We start from the raw sequence: 21,962 nt of genomic DNA on the forward strand, positions 1-21,962 counted from the left end.
ATCCCTTTGGGTGATCCTGCGCGTGACGCCGTCGCGAACCGCCTAGGCAAGAGCTTTCGAAGGCTGCGTCGGTGCGAGCGCCCGCACCTGAGCCCACTCTCCATTTCAAACGCTGTCATCCAGGACCGCGGTGAACATCAGGATCACCGGGCCAGTCGGTATCGACTAGGCCCTGATCGACGAGGTGGCGCTTGGCTCCCGAGCCCAGGACGCCAGCCCCCGGCTCCCGGCAGGTTAGAGGGGCATAACTGATGGCCTCACCGGTTTGTGGACGTAGATTCGCCCTCGGCAGACGGGAAAAAGTCCCAAGGGACTGGAACCTGCCCCGAGTCCATGTCAACGTACAACGTCCTGGAAAACACCAGGTCAGCGAGGGGTTGGGCTTCCGGGGCGACTTGTAGGCAGGTCGGCCGTGCCGGCAGCCGGTCCCCATGCTGCCCGGCCTTTCTCACAGAGGCCCCGGCCCAAGGAGCACACCTGTCGAACCTCACTATCCGATCCGCTCGCTTCACTGCCCCCGTCCTCTTGGCGCTCGGTGCCATGAACGCGTGGACCGCCCAGCAGTCGGAGGATTACGACTCCCTGTCCACAGCGCTGTGCCTCTGCGTGTGTGCGGCGGGGCTGTTCGGTGAGGATCTGTTGCAAAGCGGCTACCGTCGTGATCGCGAAGTCCTCGCACACATCGCAGGGCGCCCCGGTGCCACGACTCGTCAAGTCGCCCGAGCTGTTGGCGTCTCCGAGCGAGTCGCAGCCCGAAACCTCGACCGTCTCACCGACGACGGGCTGCTGGTGCTCATCGCTGACGGTGTGCCCCCTGCACTGCGGTCCTACCGATTGGCTTCCTGACCCGCCCTGAGTCGGAGTGCGAGGGCCCGGCACTCTCGTCGTGCAGGGCGATACGTAGCAGACGATCCCCGGTTACCGAAACCGGGGATCGTGCAGAGCATTGATGGTGTTCGCACTCGGCTGTGCTTGGCGGTGGAGCCGGGGCGGACGCAGTTGGCAGTGCCGTCGTATTCCAAGGAGGTACTAGGGCGGCTCGCCACCTGCTGCTACATCAATGACCGCGCCTTCATGCCCACGGCTATCGCTGCTCGTTATGCAAGATCTTCCGGGTGGCTTCACCTTTATGTCGTAAGGAAATCCCTCACTGTATCTCCCGATGCTACTTAGCTGCGTCTTGTCGTCCACACCACGATGTGTGCTCGTGCAGAATCGGAGATCAGTGTCGCGCACCGATGTGGGTCTGGATTTCCAGCATGAAGCCTCCCGATTCGAAGGTGATATTTCATGGCTCGTCCACCGGCGCTGAAGCTCGCCGAGGTCCTGGCGGAGATCCGTATGAGTCCGTCGGCGTTCTATCGAATGCGCGCTCGCGGGCAAGCGCCCCACATGATCAAGCTGCCCAATGGTGAACTCCGTTGTCGCCGCGCTGACCTGGATGCCTGGTGGGATATGTGCGAAAGAGATTCTGATACTTGGCGATGAGTTACAATGTCCGCTTCTGGGACATACGTGAGCGCCCCGATCGGCGCAAGCCGTTTATGGTCCGGTGGACGGTAGACGGGCGAGAAAAATCAGAGTCATTCATGACCGTCGGGCTCGCTGACAGCAGACGCGCAAAGCTGATGACGGCAGCGCGCGACGGCGAGCCTTTCGATACGCATACGGGTTTGCCAGCGTCCGAGCTGCGAGCTATCAAGCAGAGGACGACGTGGTACGACCTTGCCCACGAATACCTTGACCAACGATGGGACCGTACGCCGGGAAACACCCGCCGTACCCTGGCCGACGCGTTCGCCACCATCACGCCTGCCCTGGTGCACCCTGGCGCGTTCTACCCGGAGCCGCGGGTGCTGCGCCGCGCCCTCTACTCGTGGGCGTTCAACGAGAAGGCGTGGGCACATGAGCCGACTGAGGAGTGGCGGAAGGCCCTGGAGTGGATTAAGCGGAACTCCCTGCCTGTTAGCGCTCTCGCGGAAGCCGATGTGCTGCGACGGGCGCTGGACGCACTGTGTCGCAAGCTGGACGGTAAGGCGGCTGCAGCCAAGACGGCGCGGCGCAAGAGAGCCGCCTTCAACGAGGTCCTCAACACCGCAGTAGAAAAAGGGTACTTCTCGAAGAACCCGCTCAACGGGCTCAGGTGGAGCGCTCCGGCAGCCAACGAGGAGGTAGACCCCGCTTCCGTTCCCAATCCAGCCCAGGTCGCCCGGCTACTCGCCGCGGTTGCTCAGCAGCGTGGGCGAGGCCCTCACCTGGAGGCGTTCTTCGGTTGCATGTACTACGCCGCGATGCGGCCGGCCGAGGTCATTCACCTCCGTCTCGAGCAGTGCCATCTCCCCGAGACCGGGTGGGGGCTGCTCAATCTGTCGGGCGGGATCGTGACCGCAGGCAAGGAGTGGACGGACGACGGCGCGGTGCATGAGGTGCACTCGCTTAAGCGTCGTGCGGCTACAGCCACGCGGCCCGTGCCCATCCCGCCGCAGTTCGTGCGGATCCTCCATGCACACATCGCACGGTTCGGCGTGGCGCCTGACGGTCGGCTGTTTCGGAACCAGGCCGGCAACTACGTGGATGCAGCTGCGTATGGCACGACGTGGGCGCGGGCACGGAAGTACGTTCTCACCCGCACGGAGCTCGCTTCCGGCCTGGCCAAGCGGCCCTACGATCTCCGGCACGCTGGGATCTCGTTCTGGCTGTACTCAGGTGTGGACCCAGCCGAATGCGCTCGCCGCGCGGGCCAGAGCATCGAGGTCCTCTTCCGTCACTACGCCAAGTTCCTGGACGGCGTCCGGGAGCAGGCCAACCGCCTCATCGAGCAGTCCATGCAGGAGTGGGACCGCGTCAGCCAGGACGCGGCACCTGCTGGGTAACCGGGGGCTTTGGTCCGTGACTGGTCCGGAAGCACTGGTCAGGAGCGGGATAGCGGTGGGAGGAACTGGGAGTTACAACGTAAACCGGGCCCCGCTCTGAGCAGGCTCCGTCGAAGGCGCCTGACCGGCAAAAGACCAGGTCAGGCGCCTTTTCTCGTGCGTCTAGAAGAAGCCGAGCTTCTTCGGCGAGTACGACACCAAAAGATTCTTGGTCTGCTGGTAGTGCTCCAGCATCATCTTGTGCGTCTCGCGGCCGATCCCGGACTGCTTGTAGCCGCCGAACGCCGCGTGCGCCGGGTAGGCGTGGTAGCAGTTGGTCCATACACGGCCCGCCTGGATCGCGCGGCCCGCGCGGTAGGCGGTGTTGGTGTCCCGCGTCCACACACCCGCGCCGAGCCCGTACAGCGTGTCGTTCGCGATCTTGATGGCGTCGTCGAAGTCGTCGAAGGAGGCCACCGAGACGACCGGGCCGAAGATCTCCTCCTGGAAGATCCGCATGCGGTTGTCGCCCTCGAAGATGGTCGGCTGGACGTAGTAACCGCCCTTCAGCTCGCCGTCGTACTCGACGCGCTCCCCGCCCGTGAGGACCTTCGCGCCCTCCTGCCGGCCGATGTCCAGGTAGGAGAGGATCTTCTCCAACTGGTCGTTGGAGGCCTGGGCGCCGATCATCGTGTTGGTGTCGAGCGGGTGGCCCGGCTTGATCTGCCGGGTGCGGGCGACCGCCGCATCGAGGAAGTCCGCGTAGTGGCCACGCTGGATCAGCGCCCGGGACGGGCAGGTGCAGACCTCGCCCTGGTTGAGCGCGAACATGGTGAAGCCCTCGAGCGCCTTGTCTCGGAAGTCGTCATCGTGCGCCCAGACGTCGTCGAAGAAGATGTTCGGCGACTTGCCGCCGAGTTCGAGGGTGACCGGCTTGATGTTCTCCGAGGCGTACTGCATGATCAGCCGCCCGGTCGTGGTCTCCCCGGTGAACGCCACCTTCGCCACCCGCGGACTGGACGCCAGCGGCTTGCCGGCCTCGACACCGAAGCCGTTGACGATGTTCAGCACGCCCGGCGGCAGCAGGTCCGCAATCAGGCCGACCCAGTAGTGGATGGAGGCCGGGGTCTGCTCGGCCGGCTTGAGGACGACCGCGTTGCCCGCGGCGAGCGCCGGCGCCAGCTTCCAGGCCGCCATCAGGATCGGGAAGTTCCACGGGATGATCTGCGCGACCACTCCGAGCGGCTCGTGGAAGTGGTATGCCACCGTGTCGTCGTCGATCTCGCTGAGCGACCCCTCCTGCGCCCGGATCGCCCCCGCGAAGTACCGGAAGTGGTCGATCGCCAGCGGGATGTCGGCCGCCAGCGTCTCCCGGACCGGCTTGCCGTTCTCCCAGCTCTCGGCCACCGCCAGCGGCTCCAGGTGGGCCGCCATACGGTCGGCGATCTTCAGCAGGATGTCACTGCGCTCCGCCGCCGGAGTACGGCCCCACGCGGGCGCGGCCTCGTGCGCCGCGTCCAGCGCCCGCTCGACGTCCTCTGCGGTGCCGCGCGCGATCTCGGTGAACGGCTGTCCGTTGACCGGCGACGGATTCTCGAAGTACTGCCCGCGGACCGGCGGCACGTACTCCCCGCCGATGAAGTGGTCGTAGCGCGCCTGGTAGGAGACGATCGCGCCTTCGGTGCCCGGCGCCGCGTAACGAGTCATGCTGGTCTGCCTCCCGGTGCAGCGCTGCCCGCCGTTGGGCAGCTTTCCGCGTGAGGCTAGGCGGGCGGACGTTGCAAGTACGTTGCACCGCCGGTCCGCCCCGGTGTCGTCAGTTCTTCCTCCAGCGCCGCGAGCCGAGCCCGTACCGCAGCTGTGGGGCGCACCGCCGCGAGCGCCCGCCACACCGCCACGTCGTCCTCGCCCCAGGGCGCGTGCGCCCAGTCCGCCAGCAGGTCGGGGTCGCGGTGCGCGACCAGCGCCGTGCGCAGCCCGTCCGCGAGCCGCTCCCGCAGCCGTACGATCGCCGGCGCCTGCGAACCGGGCAGCAACGGGCCGGAGTACGCCTTCGCCGCCGCCGTGAGCGCCCCCGCCTCCAGTCGCCGCTCCACCACGGTGACGTCCGACTCGACCGCGGCCGTCAGCCGGTACGGCCGTGAGGCAAGCAGCCCCGGCCCCAACAGCCTGCGCAGCCGGGCCAGTTCGGCCCGCAGGGTCACCGGGGTCACCGACTCGTCCGCGTACAGCGCGCACAGCAGCTCGTCGCCGCTCAGCCCCTCGGGATGCCGGGCGAGCAGGACGATGATCTCGCTGTGCCGGCGGCTGAGCCGGGTTCGTCGGCCGTCCACGACGAGTTCGGCCTCGTCCCGGCCCAGCGCGCCGAGCATCGGCGTGTCCGCGGTGCTCCGCGGTGGTGCGAGCAGCGCGAGCTGGGCCTCGGCGGCCCGTGCCACCGCCTGTACGAACCCGAGGCTGTGCGGATGCGCCAGCCCGTCACCACCGGTGATGTCGACGGCGCCGAGCACCCGCCCGGTGCGTGGATCGTGCACCGGCGCGGCCGCGCAGGTCCACGGCTGCACCCGCCGTATGAAGTGCTCCGTGGCGAACACCTGCACCGGCCGGTCCACGGCGACCGCGGTGCCCGGCGCGTTGGTGCCGACCGCCGTCTCCGACCAGCGCGCCCCCGGCACGAAGTTCATCCCGTCAGCCCGGCGCCTCGTCGCCCGGTGCCCCTCGACCCACAGCAGCCTGCCGTGTGCGTCGCACACCGCCAGCAGATGCTCGCCGTCGGCGGCGAACGTGCCCATCAGTTCCCGGAACAGCGGCATCACCCTGGCCAGCGGGTGCTCCGTGCGGTAGGCGCCGAGATCGCCGCCGGTCAGCTCCACGCTGGCGGTGCCGTCCGGCCCGACACCGGCCCGGGCGCTGCGCCGCCACGACTCCGCCACCACCGACCGCACCGGCCGGGGCACCGTACCCACGGTGGTGAACGTCTCGTGCGCCCGGCGCAGCACACGGACCCGCTCGGCGGGGTCAGCCCCCGGTTCCAGGGCCACCCACGGATCGGTCAACTCGGCCTCCCCGGACGGTGAAAGGACGGTGATGCGGCTGGGACCATCGTCACTCGCAGTGTTCGTGCGGACAACCTCTTGGGCGCTGGTTGGCTCGGCTTCGGCGGCCCTCCGGTCTTCGACGCCGTGTCCCCCTACCTCCTCTCCCGTCCGCTAGGCGAAGTTGACCAGCCGGATGTAGCGCACCCAGTCCCAGTTCGGCCCCGGGTCGGTGTGGTCGGTGCCCGGCACCTGGTAGTGGCCGATGATGTGCTCCCGGTCCTTGGGGATGCCGTACTTGTCGCAGGTCGCCGCGGTCAGTCTGGCGGACTGCTCGTAGAGGGCGTCGGTGAAATAGGACGGCTGGTCCACCCATCCCTCGTGCTCGATGCCGATGCTGCGGGTGTTGTAGTCCCAGTTGCCCGCGTGCCAGGCGATGTCGGCCTCGTGCACGCACTGGGCGACGTGCCCGTCCGCCGACCGGACCAGGTAGTGCGCGGACACCTTCTTCTGCGGATTGGCGAAGATCGCCAGCGTGTTGGCGTACGTCTCCTGCGTGACGTGGATGATCACACGGTCGATCGCATAACTGCCGGGACGGTCGGACGAGGTGTAGTTGGAACTGCTCGCCGGCTGCCACTCGGCGGGCGGATAGTCCACGGACCCGGTCTGTGCGCCGGCCCGCGGATCCGGGAGCAGCGCATAGGGGACGGCGGCGAGTGCCGCGCCCTTCAGGAGCCGACGCCGGCTGAGGCGCGAGGTCGCCGGGCGGGCCGGGGGTGTCGGTCGTGCCGGTTCGTCCGGCTGTGCCGGGCCGGCCGGATCCATGTCCATCGTCGGGGCCTTTCAGGAGTCGCGGAGGGAAGAGCGGAGGGCGGAGGGAAGAAAGGGGAGGTGTCGGACGGGCGGGGCGCCGGTGTCAGCCGCGCAGGGCTCGCGCGGTCTCCCTCAGCCGCGCGTGCACGCCCTGGTACGTCTCGCGCGCGGGCAGCCACTCCTTACGGAGCTTGGCCACGCACGTGTAGTTCGTGTCGCACACGTTGGCCAACGGTGATTCGACCGCCTGGGTTGCGAATTGGTACGCGTCCGGCTCACTGAATCCGTAGTCGCGGACCAGCCAGCGCACCAGGTCGAGCTGCGATATCCGGAACGCGTCCTCCAACGGGCGGGCCGAGCCGGTCGAGATGATGTGGGTGTCGGACTCCAGCCGGGGCCACGGGGTGGCGACGTCCTTGAGCAGGTCCACGATCACGACGGTGTTCATGGCGCACTCCACGGCCACCCCGCAGGTCTCGCCCTCACCCTGCCGGGCGTGCCCGTCGCCGAGGCTGAGCAGCGCGCCCTCGACGTTGACCCCCAGGTAGCAGGTGACGCCGGCCCGCATCTCGGGCGTGTCCATGTTCCCGCCGTGCGCGTCCGGGACCAGGGCCGAGCGCACCTCCAGATTGGCGGGAGCCACGCCCACCGTCCCGTGCATCGGGTCAAGGGGCAGCTCGACCTCGATGTCACTGTCCCGCGCCTGGAACAGTGCGGTGCGCCGCTCACGGTCCAGCTGCCAGATCCAGACCCGCTCCGCCAGCGGAGGCTGGAGCGTGGCCGTGGTGTGGGTGGAGGTGAGCGCGCCGAACAGCGGGACCGTCGTCGAGGCCGCCCAGTCGCGGGCCGGTTCGATCGACACGAAGTGCACGGCCACGGTGTCGCCGGGCTCCGCGCCCTCGATGTGGAAGGGGCCGGTCTGCGGATTGAGGAACGGGAACTCGCAGACCTCGGAGACGAGGTCCTTCTCGGAGCGGACCCGGCCTGCGAAGCAGTCCTCCGTGAACAGGTCGAGCACCGTGCCGGGCGTGATCCGCGCGACGGGCGCCGCTCCGCCGAACGTCCAGGCGTATTGGTCCGGTTCCGGGCGCACGGTGAGGATCCGGGGGTCGGTCATCGTGACGATGGTCCCTTCTGGCAGGGGGGCATGGGTCGAGGAGCCGAGGGGGCTTCGGCCGGTTGGGGGGAGCGCGGCGGCCCGGTGGCGGGTCAGCTGGGCACGGCCCCGTCCTGCCGGTGATCGGCAGGGTCGTACGGGTCGAGGTGCACCCGCGCGGTCTCGGCTATTCGGTCGGGATGACGCCGTATCAGCAGGAGCAGCACCACCACGCCCGCCGCCATCCAGACGCCGACGACGGGACCGGCGTAGGACACAGGGGCCGTGAGCGCGGTCACGAAGTCGAAGACCGGCAGGCCGGCGGCCGTCAGCAGGGCCGGGACGAACGCCGCGATGCCCAGCACCGGGAACAGCAGATGCCGCACCGGCCTGACGGTGCCCCGGCCGGCCCGCAGGAAATAGCCCGCGCAGGCGAGGTTCACGACGATGTAGACCCCGACGACGACCGTGACGATCACGGTGGCCAGGAAGAGGAACGCGGTCACGGGGTCGTAGGCGAAACCGAGCCCCAGTACCGCGCCGACCGCCACGACGGTCTGCACCGCGATACCGGCCACGGGGGAGCGGCGCCGGGGATGCAGCGTGGCGAGCAGTCCGGGCAGGACGCGGATCCGGGCCAGGGCGAACGCCGTGCGGGTCGAGACGTTGGCGCACGCGTTGGCGTTGGCGATCGTGGAGTTGATCACCGCCAGGAACACCAGCACCCAGAACAGGCCGAACGAGGCCCGGGCGACGCCCTCCCACGACGCCCCGCCCGACGCGCCGAACTTGGCGAAGCGGTCCGGGCCGTAGTAGACGGTCATCGCATAGGTCGTGATCACATAGAACAGGCCGATCCCCAGAGCCGCTCCGAGCACCGCGCGGTGCATCGTCCGCCGGGGGTCGCGCGTTTCCTCGGCGAGCGGCGCCGCCGCCTCGAACCCGGCGAACGCCAGCACCGTGTAGACGGATCCGGCGAACACGCCGCTGAACCCGGCGTGACCGTCGGCGGTGTGCGAAGTGCCGAACACCGACAGGGTGTTGGTGCTGCCCGCCTTGCCGATGAGCAGGATCGCGAAGACCAGGAAGACGAGGATCTCGAAGACTCCGAGGACGGTCCCGAAGCGGGCCGACGCCCGGATGCCGAGGTAACCGGCGACGGCGATCACGACGGCACCCGCCAGCGACCAGGGCCACCACAGGCCGGCCGGATACGAGGACCACTCCTCGTGCAGTGTGCCGGCCGCCGTGAAGCCCAGCTGCAACAGCAGCAGCGGCGGAACCAGCATCTCCACGAAGACGTAGCCCCAGCCGACGAGGAAGCCCACCGCCGGGTGCAGCCCGCGTGCCGCGTACGTGGTCACCGAGCCCGCCGCTGGTAACTCCCGGGCCAGCTCGGCCACGCACGACGCGGTGAACAGGCAGGCCACCAGCGCGATCAGCACCGCCAGCGGCAGGCTGCCGCCCGCGAACGCGGCACCGGACGGGATCGACGCGGCCACCGCGGCGGCCGGCGCCATCGCCGTGACGCTCTGGAACAGCACTTCGCGCAACCCGATCGCGTCGCGCCGCAGCGCCCCGCTCGTCTCCCCGTGCATGCCCGTCCCCCGATACGTGTCAGCCCACTGCCACCCGACGTGTGTGAAATGCCGTCATCTCGCTGGCACTCCGTTGGTCCACGACGGGTCCGTCGGCAGTGCCTCGCGTGAATCACGGTACGGCGCGGGCCGGTTGGGAAGAAGGGCGAGCGGTGGATCCGTGGACAGCCCGCCGCCTGTGGATAACTCGGCCACCCGATCGGGTGACTCCGGGGCATGGGCCGGGTCAGTGCCGGGCGAGTCGGGCCCGTCGGCGCCCGCCAGGACCGTCAGGACCGCTCCGCCACCACCGCCGGATCGTCCAGCACGGACCGGACGACCGAGTGCGCCGCCCCCAGCAGAGGGCCCTGCGGACCCAGCCGGGACACGGACACCGGGCAGGGCGGGCCCGCCGTACGGCTTGTCAGCTCCGTCTCCAGGGACGGCAGCAGCCAGGGGGACAGGCCGGCCAGGGCGCCGCCCAGGACCACCGTCTCGGGGTCGAGCAGGTTAACCGCCCCGGTCAGCGCGATGCCGAGCGCCGCGCCGGCGTCCCGCAGGGCCGCCCGTACGCTCTCGTCGCCCTTCTCGGCGCGCCCCGCGAGCAGGCCCACCCTGTCCCCGCGCGGCTCCAGCCCCGCCGCGCGCAGCACCGCCTCCTCGCCGGCGTACTGCTCCAGGCAACCGCGGCCGCCGCACGGGCAGGGCGGGCCGTCCGGCCGTACGGGCACATGGCCCAGCTCGCCCGCGAAGCCCCGGGTGCCGCGCAGCAGTCCGCCGTCCACGACCACCGCGGCACCGATGCCGATCTCGGCCGACACATGCAGGAAGTCGCGCGGGGTGTCCTCACTGAGCCACAGCTCCGCCAGGGCACCGTAGTTGGCCTCGTTGCCCACGGTCAGCGGCCACTCGCCGGGCAGCAGGGCGCCGACGTCGGTGTCGTGCCAGTCGAGGTTCGGGGCGCGCACGACCGTACGGCCGTCCCGGGCCACCAGTCCGGGGACGGCGACCGCGAGCCCGGCGGGCCACAGTGCCTCCCGCTCCGCCTCCGCGACGACCCGGCGCACCAGCGTCGTCAGCTCCGCCGCCACTGCCTGCGGCGCCCGGCCCCGGTTCGTCCCGCGTCGCTCGGCCCGGGCACGCACCGTGCCCCGCAGGTCGACCGCGCACACCGCGAGATGGTCGACGCCGATCTCGGCCCCGATCCCCGCCGGACCGCGGCCGCTCACCGCGAGAGCCGACCCGGGCCGGCCCACCCGGCCCGGCCGCTCCGGACCCAGCTCCTCCAGCAGACCCCAGCGGATCAGCTCGTCCACCAGCGTTGACACGGCCGCTCGGGTCAGCCCGATGCGCGAGGCGACCGCGGCCCGGGACAGTGAGCCCTCGGCGCTGACCGCGTGCATCACACGGGCCAGATTGCGACGGCGCATGCCCTGCTGGGTGTCCGGCAGGGCGCGTCCGGCGCCCGGCGGACGCGCCTCGTGCAGCGGTGCGGTCATGCCTGCGTCAATCCTCGCTGTCCGCCGCCCGGCATCACGCGTGCGGCCCGGTGTCCGTCCCCCGCTCCAGCAGCAGGGCCGCGTCGGAGAGTACCCCGGTGATCCGCTCCAACGTCGCCTCGTCCCGCTCCACCGCCTCCAGCACCGGGCCGGCGGCCGTGTTCCAGCGGCGCGCCACCGCGGCCGGGTCCTCGCCGGTCAGCAGGCCCGCGGCCTGAGCGGCGGCCCCGAGGGCGACCAGTTCCCGGGCCTCGGGCACCTGGACGGGCCGTCCCGACAGCCGCCGTACCGTCTGCTGCCAGGCCGTCCCCCGGGCCCCGCCGCCGATCAGCAGCAGCGGGCTGCCGCGGTCCGCGTCCTCGTCCAGGACCAGTTCGAGGGCGCCGAGCAGCGCGTGCACGGCACCGTCGTACGCGGCCTGGAGCAGCTGGCCGCCGGTCGTGTCGTGGCGCAGGCCGTGCAGCAGCCCGGAGGCGTGCGGCAGGTTCGGGGTGCGCTCGCCGTCCAGGTACGGCAGCAGGGTCACCGAGCCGCCCGGCTCCACCGCCTCGCGGTCCAGGCCCAGCAGCGCCGCGACGCGGTCCACCGCGAGCGTGCAGTTCAGGGTGCAGGCCAGCGGCAGCCAGTCCCCGTGCGCGTCGGCGAACCCCGCCACCGTGCCGGTCGGATCGGCCGGGCGGTGCCTGGAGACGGCGTACACCGTGCCGGACGTGCCGAGGCTGAGCACCGCAGTGCCCGGCCGCAGGCCGAGTCCGAGCGCCGCCGCCGCGTTGTCACCGGTGCCCGGGGCGACCAGCGTGCCCTTGGAGAACGGCAGGTCATGGCGGTCACGCACGGTGCCGGCCACCTCGCCCGGTCGCACCACCCGAGGCAGCAGCGCCGGGTCGAGCCCGACGTGCGCGAGGGTCTCCTCGTCGTAGGCTTCCGTCCCGGACGCCCACCAGCCGGTGCCCGAGGCGTCGCCGCGGTCGGTCGTGCCCTGCCCGGTCAGCCGCTCGGTGAGGTAGTCGTGCGGGAGCCGTACCGCCTTCGTCGCGCGGACCGCCTCCGGCTCGTGCTCGGTCAGCCAGGCCCACTTCGTGACGGTGAACGACGCGCCGGGCACGCTGCCGGTGCGCTCCGCCCAGGCCTTCGGCCCGCCCAGTTCCTCCACCAGCCGACGGGCCTGCGGCGCCGAGCGGACGTCGTTCCACAGCAGCGCCGGACGCACCGGCTCGCCGCGCTCGTCCAGGGTGACCAGGCCGTGCTGCTGGCCACCGATCGACACCGCCGCCGCCTCGTGCGCCGCGTCACCGCACTGGCGCAACGCCTCGCACAGCGCGTCCCACCACTGACGCGGATCACTCTCCCGGCCCGCGCCCGAGGACACGGTGTGCGGCGCCTGGCCGCTCGCCACCACCTGCCCGGTCGACGCGTCGACGACCAGCGCCTTCGTGGACTGGGTGGATGTGTCCACGCCGACGACGAGCGGACCCTCGGCTGCTGACATCGGGCTCTCCTCTTCCGCGGATGTGCGGTATCTGCATCTTGTCTCTTCCCAGCGGTGCGCGGGCATACTAATTTGTAAACGGCCATGACGAAATAGTCGCAACGCAGCAAGGAGCCGCGGCATGAGCTTCCAGCCCACCCCCGAGGACAGGTTCACCTTCGGCCTGTGGACCGTCGGCTGGCAGGGAAGGGACCCGTTCGGCGACGCCACCCGCCGCGCCCTCGACCCGGTCGAGACGGTCCAGCGCCTGGCCGAGCTGGGCGCCTACGGGGTGACCTTCCACGACGACGACCTGATCCCCTTCGGCGCCTCGGACACCGAGCGCGAGTCGCACATCAAGCGGTTCCGGCAGGCCCTGGACGCGACCGGCATGAGCGTCCCGATGGCCACCACCAACCTCTTCACGCACCCCGTCTTCAAGGACGGCGCGTTCACCGCCAACGACCGGGACGTGCGCCGCTACGCGCTGCGTAAGACCATCCGCAACATCGACCTCGCGGTCGAGCTGGGCGCGAAGACCTACGTCGCCTGGGGCGGGCGCGAGGGTGCCGAGTCCGGTGCAGCCAAGGACGTGCGCGCGGCCCTGGACCGCATGAAGGAGGCCTTCGACCTCCTCGGCGAGTACGTCACCTCGCAGGGCTACGACATCCGCTTCGCCATCGAGCCCAAGCCCAACGAGCCCCGCGGCGACATCCTGCTGCCCACCGTCGGCCACGCGCTGGCCTTCATCGAGCGCCTGGAGCGCCCCGAGCTGTACGGCGTCAACCCGGAGGTCGGGCACGAGCAGATGGCCGGCCTGAACTTCCCGCACGGCATCGCGCAGGCCCTGTGGGCGGGCAAGCTGTTCCACATCGACCTCAACGGCCAGTCCGGCATCAAGTACGACCAGGACCTGCGGTTCGGCGCCGGCGACCTGCGGGCGGCGTTCTGGCTGGTCGACCTGCTGGAGAGCGCCGGCTACGCGGGCCCCCGGCACTTCGACTTCAAGCCGCCGCGGACCGAGGACCTCGACGGAGTGTGGGCGTCGGCAGCAGGCTGCATGCGCAACTACCTCATCCTGAAGGAGCGTTCGGCAGCCTTCCGGGCCGACCCTGAGGTCCAGGAGGCGCTGCGTGCCTCCCGCCTGGACCAGCTGGCGCAGCCGACCGCTGCCGACGGCCTGCAGGCCCTGCTCGCCGACCGTACGGCCTTCGAGGACTTCGACGTGGAGGCGACGGCCGCACGCGGCATGGCCTTCGAGCGGCTCGACCAGCTGGCGATGGACCACCTGCTCGGGGCGCGTGGCTGAACGGCCACACGCGCGCGTGCTCCTGTCGGGGCAAGCGAGGGTCCGGGGAGAGCGGCCGGACAGTGAGCCGCTCTCCCTTCCTCTGGTCGAGTTCTTGCGGAGCCGACCGGCAGGAAGCCCGGCCACGGCCCGCGGCCACCACCGAGACCGTCAGGGGCGTACGGAAACGCCGTGCCCGCCATGTACGTGTACGGCGCCTCGGCGCGGTCCTGCTGGTCGGGCAGCCGGGTGGCGGTGCCGGAGGGGGCAGGGCGGTGATGGCAGGTCAGAAACCATTGCCGACCTACGTCTCCGTGCCCGCCCGAGCCACGGCCAACGCGGCGGCCGGGTCGTCGTCCGGCCCGCCCGCCGGGATCCAGCGGCCATCCTCGTCGCGATACGGCCACCAACGGCCGTCGGCGTCCAGCCGCAGCTGAACGCCTTCGCCGGGGACGGTCCACCGGTTGCCGCTCCGCTCGAACGTCGGCTCCTCGTCCTCCTCCCAGGCCATGTCCAGCGCCACGCGTGCGCGTGCGAGCGCCGCGCCTTCCACCGGCACCTCCGCGTCGAGCACGGCCAGGGCCGCCGCACCCCCGGCGCGCCAGGCCCGGACAGCGGCCGTCAACCCTTCGCGGCCGCGCCCCGACCCTTCGGCGAGCCGCTCGGTGACGGCTCCGGTGGGCGCTTCACAGGCAAGGCGTACGGCGTCCTGCGCGACTGTCGCGGCGATCGCCCCTGCCGCGGCGGAGCCGACGTACGCGTCGCCGCGGAGGATCTCGGCGAGCAGTCGGTGCGCCTCCACGGCGCTGCGGCCCGCCAGGTGCCGCAGCGCCACAGGATCGATCCCCGGTGCCGCCGCCGTACCGATGTCGAGGGACGGTGGCGTACCGGGTGACTGGGGGAGTCCGGGCAGTTCGGGCAGCGGCGGCAGGATGTCCCCGGCCGCCCACGCCTCCGCCGCGTCCACGCCCTCGGGTTCGGGCGTGGTGACGTCGGCCCGGGGTGCGGTACTGCGCACCTGCAGTTCCGCCAGAAACACATCCCTCTCCCGTCCGCGCAGCAGCAGGAGCAGAAAAGGATCTTCGTCCAGCAGGCGTGCCACCTGGTGGCACAGTGCAGCAGTGTGCCCGCAGTGGTCCCACGTTCCGCAGTCGCACGCGGGCTCCAGATCCCCGAGGCCCGGCAGCAACTCGATCCCGCTCACCGCGGCGTCCTCGACCAGGTGCGGCGGAAGCTCCCGGTCGAGCAGCGCCGCCATGTGTCCGGACTGCTCCACGGCCGCGTCCAGGAACCGCGCCCACTCCTCCTCCGACAGTTCCGGTACCAGGACATCGGCCCGGTGGGCCGCACCTCCGGGCTCCCGTACGACGGCGGTGACCCGGCCCGGGCGTACGGTCATCGCGCCCACGCCACCCGCGCGCGCGAGGCGGCGTCCCGCCTTGACCGCCGCGCGGTCCAGGGCCGCGTCCTCCAGAGCCCGCAGCCAAGCGCGCCCCCACCAGCTTCGCGCGAATTCACGCCCGTGCGCGGGCGGTTGCGCGGCGAACGTGCGCCCAGCCACGCGCGTGTGCTCGTCGTCGTAGGGGTTCATCGCGCCTCCCCGCGCAGTTCCACCAGCGTGGCCAGTTCCGCGTCCGTCAATTCCGTCAGCGCTGTCTCACCGGTGGTGAGCACCGCGTCGGCCAACTCTCGTTTGCGCACGAGCATGTCCGCGATCCGGTCTTCCAGCGTGCCCTCGGCGATGAGCCGGTGCACCTGCACCGGTCGGGTCTGCCCGATGCGGTAGGCACGGTCGGTCGCCTGCGCCTCGACCGCCGGGTTCCACCAGCGGTCGTAGTGCACCACATGCTCGGCCCGGGTGAGGTTCAGGCCTGTCCCGGCGGCCTTCAAGGACAGCAGGAACACCGGCACTTCACCGTCCTGGAAGCGCCGTACCATCGCCTCGCGCGCGGTGACCGGGGTCCCGCCGTGCAGCAGCAGCGAGGGTATGCCGCGGGCCGTCAGATGGCGTTCGAGCAGGCGGGCCATGCGCACGTACTGCGTGAAGACGAGCACGCCCGACCCCTCCGCGAGGATCGTGCCGAGCAGTTCGTCCAGCAGCTCCAGCTTTCCCGAGCGGCCGGCGAGCCGCGGATCGTCCTCCTTGAGGAACTGCGCCGGGTGATTGCAGATCTGCTTCAGTCCGGTCAGCAACTGTACGATCAGGCCCCGGCGGGCCATGGCACCGGCAGCCGCGATCCGGTCCAGGGTTTCGCGGACCAACGCCTCGTACAGTCCCGCCTGTTCGGGCGTCAGGGCCACCGGACGGTCGCTCTCGGTCTTCGGGGGCAGCTCGGGGGCGATACCGGGGTCCGACTTGCGCCGCCGCAGCAGGAAGGGCCGCACGAGCTTCGAGAGGCGCCCCGCGGCGGCCGGGTCGAGGCCGCCCTCGACCGGCTGCGCGTACCGCGCGCGGAAGGCACCGAGGTGGCCGAGCAGACCGGGGGTCGTCCAGTCGAGGATCGCCCACAGCTCCGTGAGGTTGTTCTCCACCGGGGTACCGGTGAGCGCCACACGCGCGCGTGCTCCGAGGGAACGCAGCGCCCGCGCCGTCGCCGAGTAGGGGTTCTTCACATGCTGCGCCTCGTCGGCCACAACCAGGCCCCAGGACACCCCGGCCAGCCGCTCGGCGTCCAGCCGCATCGTGCCGTACGTGGTGAGCACGAACTCCCCGGCCGCGACGGAGCCGAGATCGCGCCCGGGCCCGTGGAACCTGCGCACCGGCACGCCCGGAGCGAACCGCTCGATCTCGCGCTGCCAGTTGCCGAGCAGTGAGGCCGGGCAGACGACGAGCGTGGGACCGGCAGCCGAGGCGTCCGTCTGCCGGTGCAGATGCAGGGCGATCAGCGTGACCGTCTTGCCGAGACCCATGTCGTCGGCCAGACAGCAGCCCAGACCGAGGGACGTCATGCGGACCAGCCAGTCGAGACCGCGAAGCTGGTAGTCCCGCAGCGTGGCCGCCAGGCCCGGCGGCGGCCCGACGACACGCACCGGTTCGGTGTCCGTCAGCCGCTCCCGCAGCCGTTCCAGCCAGCCCGTCGAACGCACGCCGACCCGCTGTCCGTCGACCTCCGTCGAACCCGTCAGAGCGGCTGCCAGCGCGTCGACGGGCGTGACGGAACGGTCCTGCCGGGTACGGGTGCGGTCCGCCTGCCGTGGGTCGACCAGGACCCACCCGTCGTGCAGCCGCACCAGGGGACGCTTGGCCTCCGCGAGCCGGTCCAGCTCGGCCCGGGACAGCTCCCGCCCACCCAGCGCGAACCCCCACGAGAACGCGACCGTCGTGTCCGCCGACACGAACGCCGACGGAGCCGGGGCATCTCCAGGAACAGCCGCCTCGGCGTCCAGCGGCCCGATCGTCGCATGCAGGGTGAGGCCGCGTGACAGCTCCTTCGGCCAGTGCACGTCGACCCCCGCCGAGGCCAGCGCCCGGGAGCCCTCGCCCAGCAGTTCGGCGATCTCGTCGTCGGCGAGACCCACAGCATCCGGTACGGCGGCGGAGAGCAGAGGCGTCAACGGCGGCCAGGCACGGACCGCGCGGCGCAGCGCGAGAAGAGCGTCGGCACGCGCGCGTGCACCGAACGGCTCGTGGGCGTGTCCGGCGCCGGTCCACAGGCTCGCGGCGTCCAGGACGTTCGCAGCCCCGCTCGGGTCGTGCACTTGCAGCACCGCGCGGAACCCGACGCGCCCGTCGTCCGGCTCGGTGGCGTCCTCGAGACCGGGGGCCTCGATGCGCAGCGACAGTCGTACGCCCGCGTCGTGACCGGCGGCGATGTCGTCCGCCCATGCCCGCAGCTCGGGTAGCTGCTGCGGCTCGGGCGCCGCGTACGCTGGGCCGCCGGTCACCAAGGGGGCCGCGGGAGAGCGTGGCAGTGCGTCGGCGAGCGCGTCCAGGAAGGCGCGCAGCAGCCGCTCCGGGGCGGGCAGCCGGGGTGGCTCTTCGCCCGTGAGCGGCACCGCGTGGGCCTCCGGCGGCATGGCGGCGGCGAGTTCGCGCACCAACTCCGCGTCCCGCGCGGACAGCGGGCCCACCCGCCAGGCGTCGTGATCGCCCGGGGAGAGACCCGGCAGAAACAGCCCGCGCGCGAGGAAATGCAGGGCCAGTTCGCAGGCGGCGCTCCAGAAGCGGGCCGATCGGTGCCCTTCCGGCAGCGCACGCGTGCGCGTGAGCACCGACAGCGCACTGGGCGCGGGCAGCAGGAGCGCGGGCGTACGGGCCTGTTCGACGCCGCCGTCCTCTGCGGGCAGCACGATGTCCAGCTCTGCCGCGGAGCCGTCGGTAACGGCGGGCGGGGCTTCACCGTCCCAGCGCCAGAAGGCGAACCGGCCCGCGCGAGCCGGGTCGGAGGGCAGGAACACGACGCAGCAGCGGGCCAGTTCGGACAGTTCCGAGGGCGGCGCCGTGGGGATGGTGGGCACAGCTCTGGCACACTCCTCAAATTTGACTACCCAGCTCGGAGTGGCCGAGGGTACAGCACACCGAGGACGGCCCCGTCATGCCGAGGTCGTGATCCGGGCCACTTCACAATCTGTTCGATCGATGACCGTCGGGCGTGCCACGGATGCGGACGCATGGATGTACAAGCATGGATACGGACACTGGAGGCAGACGAAAATTGCATCGTGCGGCCGACCGACAACGGGCTCATGGTGGAGCGATACTGCGAGCAGGGCCAGGGCGGGACCATTAGGGGCGGGCCTCGGGGATGTCTCAGGGTCGGGGTCCGGAACCGCTGGGAGCGCGGGGCCGTTTTCTGAGCAGAGAGCGGCAGTGGCCGCGAAGGAGGCGACGCTGATGTCCAAGAACGCGAAGATCGCCGCAGGAGGTGTGGCGGTCGGGCTGATCCTGCTGATATGGCTGCCCTGGTGGGTGGCCTTCCTGATCGTGGTCGGAGTCCCGGTGGCCGCGTATCTGGCGCTGGACCCCTCACAGCGGCGCAGGCTCCGCAGGGTGACGCGCAAGGAACTCGGCCGCTGAGGCGACGGCGGCGGACGGCCCACGGCACCGGCTCGCACGGGTGCCCGACGGCGGGAGACGCTCGCACAGACGCCCGCAGGGGCGCTGCCGGCCCTCGGGGCCGCGCTGTCCCACAAGCGCGGCTCCCGGCGGTACGGGCGAGCGGTGTGCGGCGCAGGGCCGCCGGACCTCAGCTGGGCCGGACGGCCATCTTGTCGAGCGCCTCCAGCAGGCCCGGCAGCTCGGGGCCCCGGCCCACCGGCAGGACCTCCCCGGGCTCGTCGTCGAGCAGGACGAACGCGATGTCGTCGGTGCGGGCCACGATCGACCAGCCTGGGCCGTCGGCGCGCAGTGTCCGGGCGTCACCCGGGGCGAACGACGAGCGGACCCGGCCGAGCGGCGGCGGCGAGTCGACGTAGGCGCGCGCCTCCGCGAGCACCCGCCGGACCCCGCGGTGGCCGCCGTGCGGCACGCTTCCGTCCTCCGGTGAGTACTCGGCGGTCTCCTCGGCCTCCTTGCCCTGCGGCGAGGGTTCCGTGGTCCTGGCCGGCCGGCCCGGTGTGGAGAACTCCTCGTCGTTGATCTGTTCCCGCCATGCCGCCCACTGCAGAGCTATCTCGTCGGCGCCCAGACGGCGCTGGGCCGGCCCCCAGGTGCTGGTGTCCGGAGGGCTCAGCGGGGGCCCGTCCGCCACCTCGGGAGCGGGGTCGTGCGGTGCGGGGACGCCGGGGGCCGCGACGGCGACCGCCAGCGGCCAGCCGGGCAGGGCGGTCACGACCGCGCGCTCGTCCGGCGACAGTTCGTACTCCATGCCGCAGTCCCAGGACGCGATCGCCACGGCGACCAGCGAGACGTCGTCGATGACGACCGTCCAGCGGGCGCCGTCGCCGTCCTGGCCCAGCACCAGGCCGTACCCGTCGGCGCGGGGTGCGAGGCCCAGCGCGGCGCACGCCTCCGGATAGTCGTCGCCCAGAACGCTCGGAAACTGCGCCGGCGTCAGCAGTACCGCCGTCAGCACGTACAGCGCATCGTCCGCGGCGGCGACGGCCTCGTCGTCCGTTCCGGCCATCCCTGCCTCCCAGTGGTTCGCCCAACGGCGCGCACCCTAGTGCGAGCGGAAGGCCGTTGTCACGACTCCCCACACCACGCGGAGCTGCAGGTTTCCGCCTGGACGGGGGCGAAACGACCATGATGGACGCAAGGCGTTCCACGGCCTGTGGGCGGTCAGGGAGAGCACGGGCCGCCGCCGTCACCGCCTCGAACACATTGTGTGCGCCTCTCCCGCCGCCTGATCGAGCCACCGGGACCGCCGTCGCCGATAGCTCATCCGACATCACTCACCGTAGAGTTGGGCTTTCTTCGAAGAGAGGGGACGGCAGGGTGGAGCGGTTCGAACGGCTCGGCCGGATCCGCCGGCTGGATCCGGTGGCGGACGCGGTGGAGATCTACCGGCTGAGTACGGCGTTCGAGTTCCCCTGGGACTACACGCGCGCTCTTGAACTGGCCCTGTACCGCACCTATGCCGTGCCGAGCATCGGCCGGCTGCTCGCCGAGACGGCGGAGCTGACCGAGCGCACGCAGAAGCGGTACGACGACACCGTGCTGCTCCTCGACACCATCGTGGAGCACGGCTTCACCGCCGACGAGGGCCGCACCGCGATCCGCCGCATCAACCAGATGCACCGCAGCTACGACATCGGCGACGACGACATGCGCTACGTGCTGAGCACCTTCGTCGTGGTGCCCAGACGTTGGATCGACGCCTACGGATGGCGGCGGCTGTCCCGGCACGAGATCGTCGCCGCCGCCGAGTACTACCGCACCCTGGGCCGGCACATGGGCATTCCGGACATCCCCGAGACCTACGAGGAGTTCGAGGCACTCCTCGACGCCTACGAGCGGGACCACTTCGGCTGGGACGAGCAGGCCCGGCGGGTGTCCGACGCCACCCTCGACCTGATGGCGTCCTGGTATCCGCGGCCGCTGGCACCGGTGCTGCGCACGGCGACACTCGCCCTGCTCGACGAGCCGCTGCTGCGCGCGTTCCGCTACACGCGACCCGGCGCCGCCACCACCGCGCTCGTGCGCCGCGCCGTACGCGCGCGTGGCCGGCTCGTCCGGCTGCTGCCGCCGCGCCGCGAGCCGCACTTCGCCCGCCAGAACCGGGAGATCAAGGGCTACCCGAACGGCTACCGCGTCGACCGCCTGGGCACCCGCCCGGTCCCCGGACTGCGCGGCTGCCCGGTACGGCATCTGGACAACTCAGCGACCGAAGCAGTCGACTGAGGCGAGGGCATCGCGCAGCCGGGCGACCCGGGCCCGGCTCGTGGCACGCGCGATGGGGAGGACACGACGCCGGAAGGGGCCGCCGTCGCGGCACCGCGCCCTAGGCCGTGTATCGAAAGTGGATCTTGAGCTGTGAATGATTACGGTTCATGGGCCGGGGAGATCTCACGGACGAGCAGTGGGCGGCGCTGGAGCCGTTGTTGCCGAAAGGGACGAAGGCGGGGCGGCCGCCCGTCTGGCCTTGGCGGCAGTTGATCGACGGCATACGGTTCCGGGTACGGACCGGTGTTCCGTGGCGGGACGTCCCCGCCCAGTACGGACCGTGGGGCCGGATCTACGACTTGTTCCGTCGCTGGCAGCGGAACGGCATCTGGCACCGGGTCCTCACCCGCCTCCAGTCCCTGGCCGACGCGAAGGGTGCTATCACGTGGGACCTGAGCGTCGACTCCACGGTGCGCCGCGCCCATCAGCATGCGGCCGGGGCCCGCAAGGAGGGTGATCTGCAGCAGGAACCACCGGGCGGCATCTTCGACGAGCCCCGCGATCACGGATTGGGACGGTCGCGCGGCGGGTTCACCACCAAGCTGCACCTGGCCGTTGAACAAGGCCAGAAGCCCATGTCGATCGTGGTCACGGCAGGACAGCGCGGCGACTCGCCGCAGTTCAAACCCATACTGGAGAAAGTCCACGTGCCCCGCACCGGGCCGGGCCGACCACGCGTCCGCCCGGACCGCGTGCGGGCCGACAAGGCATACGCCTCCCGCGAGAACCGCGCCTATCTGCGCTGCCGGGGAATCGGCTGCACCATCCCGGACAAGGCAGACCAAGCCCGCAACCGTAAGAAGCTTGGTTCCCGCGGCGGCCGTCCGTAGGGAAGTTTGACCCGGAGGATTACAAGGCCCGCCACGCGGTCGAGTGCGGCATTAATCGCCTCAAAAGGCACCGCGCCGTGGCCACAAGGTACGAGCTTGCAGTCCGCTACGAGGCGACCGTCTTCGTAGCGGCCATCAACGAGTGGCTGTGACCAGCGGTCACAGCAAACCGGCCAG

The 21,962-nt window shown here is 71.2% G+C and carries 17 protein-coding genes; 7 read left to right on the plus strand and 10 right to left on the minus strand.

The window, feature by feature from the left end; genetic code table 11:
* The first annotated feature begins 540 nt into the window (after positions 1 to 540).
* The 3 genes from ACH47Z_RS29315 (at position 541) to ACH47Z_RS29325 (ending at position 2,873) form a co-directional block, all read left to right on the plus strand.
* The gene (locus ACH47Z_RS29315) at positions 541 to 846 is read left to right on the plus strand and encodes a winged helix-turn-helix domain-containing protein (RefSeq protein ID WP_399078884.1); all 306 of its coding nucleotides are present in this window, start codon (positions 541 to 543) and stop codon (positions 844 to 846) included.
* Between the two features lie 444 nt (positions 847 to 1,290).
* Positions 1,291 to 1,488 (plus strand): AlpA family transcriptional regulator, encoded by a 198-nt coding sequence (locus ACH47Z_RS29320; protein ID WP_079161627.1) that lies wholly within the window; start codon positions 1,291 to 1,293, stop codon positions 1,486 to 1,488.
* Positions 1,485 to 2,873 carry a tyrosine-type recombinase/integrase gene (locus ACH47Z_RS29325; protein ID WP_399078887.1) on the plus strand — a complete coding sequence of 463 codons (1,389 nt, stop codon included), beginning with the start codon at positions 1,485 to 1,487 and terminating at the stop codon, positions 2,871 to 2,873. Before ACH47Z_RS29320 ends, ACH47Z_RS29325 begins: the two co-directional genes overlap by 4 nt.
* Positions 2,874 to 3,035: 162 nt before the next feature.
* Here the strand turns inward: ACH47Z_RS29325 and adh are convergent, their stop codons facing one another.
* The 7 genes from adh to xylB all read right to left on the minus strand — a co-directional run bounded on the left by adh (position 3,036) and on the right by xylB (position 12,364).
* Positions 3,036 to 4,559: an aldehyde dehydrogenase gene (gene adh / locus ACH47Z_RS29330; protein WP_399078889.1), complete on the minus strand. Its 1,524-nt coding sequence runs from the start codon at positions 4,557 to 4,559 to the stop codon at positions 3,036 to 3,038.
* A gap of 56 nt (positions 4,560 to 4,615) precedes the next feature.
* Positions 4,616 to 5,908, minus strand: a complete 1,293-nt coding sequence (locus tag ACH47Z_RS29335; RefSeq protein WP_399078891.1) for a GAF domain-containing protein — start codon at positions 5,906 to 5,908, stop codon at positions 4,616 to 4,618.
* Positions 5,909 to 6,061: 153 nt separating this feature from the next.
* The gene (locus ACH47Z_RS29340) at positions 6,062 to 6,715 is read right to left on the minus strand and encodes an N-acetylmuramoyl-L-alanine amidase (RefSeq protein WP_399079211.1); all 654 of its coding nucleotides are present in this window, start codon (positions 6,713 to 6,715) and stop codon (positions 6,062 to 6,064) included.
* Positions 6,716 to 6,806: 91 nt separating this feature from the next.
* Entirely contained in the window at positions 6,807 to 7,820 is a 1,014-nt protein-coding gene (locus ACH47Z_RS29345; RefSeq protein ID WP_399078893.1) for an acetamidase/formamidase family protein, read from the minus strand.
* Positions 7,821 to 7,912: 92 nt separating this feature from the next.
* Positions 7,913 to 9,397 (minus strand): APC family permease, encoded by a 1,485-nt coding sequence (locus ACH47Z_RS29350; protein ID WP_399078895.1) that lies wholly within the window; start codon positions 9,395 to 9,397, stop codon positions 7,913 to 7,915.
* 269 nt (positions 9,398 to 9,666) lie between these two features.
* Positions 9,667 to 10,875, minus strand: coding sequence for an ROK family protein (locus tag ACH47Z_RS29355; RefSeq protein ID WP_399078897.1), 1,209 nt, complete (start codon positions 10,873 to 10,875; stop codon positions 9,667 to 9,669).
* Positions 10,876 to 10,909: 34 nt separating this feature from the next.
* Complete coding sequence (gene xylB / locus ACH47Z_RS29360) at positions 10,910 to 12,364, minus strand: xylulokinase (protein ID WP_399078899.1); 1,455 nt, start codon at positions 12,362 to 12,364, stop codon at positions 10,910 to 10,912.
* 121 nt (positions 12,365 to 12,485) lie between these two features.
* Here xylB and xylA point away from each other — a divergent pair, with 121 nt between their 5' ends.
* Positions 12,486 to 13,652 (plus strand): xylose isomerase, encoded by a 1,167-nt coding sequence (gene xylA / locus ACH47Z_RS29365; RefSeq protein ID WP_399078901.1) that lies wholly within the window; start codon positions 12,486 to 12,488, stop codon positions 13,650 to 13,652.
* Positions 13,653 to 13,935: 283 nt separating this feature from the next.
* Here the strand turns inward: xylA and ACH47Z_RS29370 are convergent, their stop codons facing one another.
* Entirely contained in the window at positions 13,936 to 15,222 is a 1,287-nt protein-coding gene (locus tag ACH47Z_RS29370) for an SWF or SNF family helicase (RefSeq protein WP_399078903.1), read from the minus strand.
* Positions 15,219 to 18,089 carry an SNF2-related protein gene (locus tag ACH47Z_RS29375; RefSeq protein WP_399078905.1) on the minus strand — a complete coding sequence of 957 codons (2,871 nt, stop codon included), beginning with the start codon at positions 18,087 to 18,089 and terminating at the stop codon, positions 15,219 to 15,221. The genes ACH47Z_RS29370 and ACH47Z_RS29375 overlap by 4 nt, the downstream gene beginning before the upstream one ends.
* A 376-nt stretch (positions 18,090 to 18,465) precedes the next feature.
* Here ACH47Z_RS29375 and ACH47Z_RS29380 point away from each other — a divergent pair, with 376 nt between their 5' ends.
* Positions 18,466 to 18,648: a hypothetical protein gene (locus tag ACH47Z_RS29380; protein ID WP_225098959.1), complete on the plus strand. Its 183-nt coding sequence runs from the start codon at positions 18,466 to 18,468 to the stop codon at positions 18,646 to 18,648.
* Positions 18,649 to 18,817: 169 nt separating this feature from the next.
* Here the strand turns inward: ACH47Z_RS29380 and ACH47Z_RS29385 are convergent, their stop codons facing one another.
* Positions 18,818 to 19,696, minus strand: coding sequence for a hypothetical protein (locus tag ACH47Z_RS29385; protein WP_399078908.1), 879 nt, complete (start codon positions 19,694 to 19,696; stop codon positions 18,818 to 18,820).
* Between the two features lie 311 nt (positions 19,697 to 20,007).
* Here ACH47Z_RS29385 and ACH47Z_RS29390 point away from each other — a divergent pair, with 311 nt between their 5' ends.
* Together ACH47Z_RS29390 and ACH47Z_RS29395 are read left to right on the plus strand one after the other, a co-directional pair.
* Positions 20,008 to 20,913 (plus strand): oxygenase MpaB family protein, encoded by a 906-nt coding sequence (locus tag ACH47Z_RS29390; RefSeq protein ID WP_399078910.1) that lies wholly within the window; start codon positions 20,008 to 20,010, stop codon positions 20,911 to 20,913.
* A gap of 149 nt (positions 20,914 to 21,062) precedes the next feature.
* Positions 21,063 to 21,937, plus strand: a protein-coding gene (locus tag ACH47Z_RS29395; protein WP_399078911.1) for an IS5 family transposase whose coding sequence is annotated in 2 segments (ribosomal slippage) — positions 21,063 to 21,782 and positions 21,785 to 21,937 — 873 coding nt in all. Because the reading frame shifts where the segments join, the coding sequence is not laid out codon by codon here.
* Positions 21,938 to 21,962: the final 25 nt, after the last annotated feature.

Source organism: Streptomyces sp. NPDC020192, assembly GCF_044388685.1.
GTDB lineage: Bacteria > Actinomycetota > Actinomycetes > Streptomycetales > Streptomycetaceae > Streptomyces.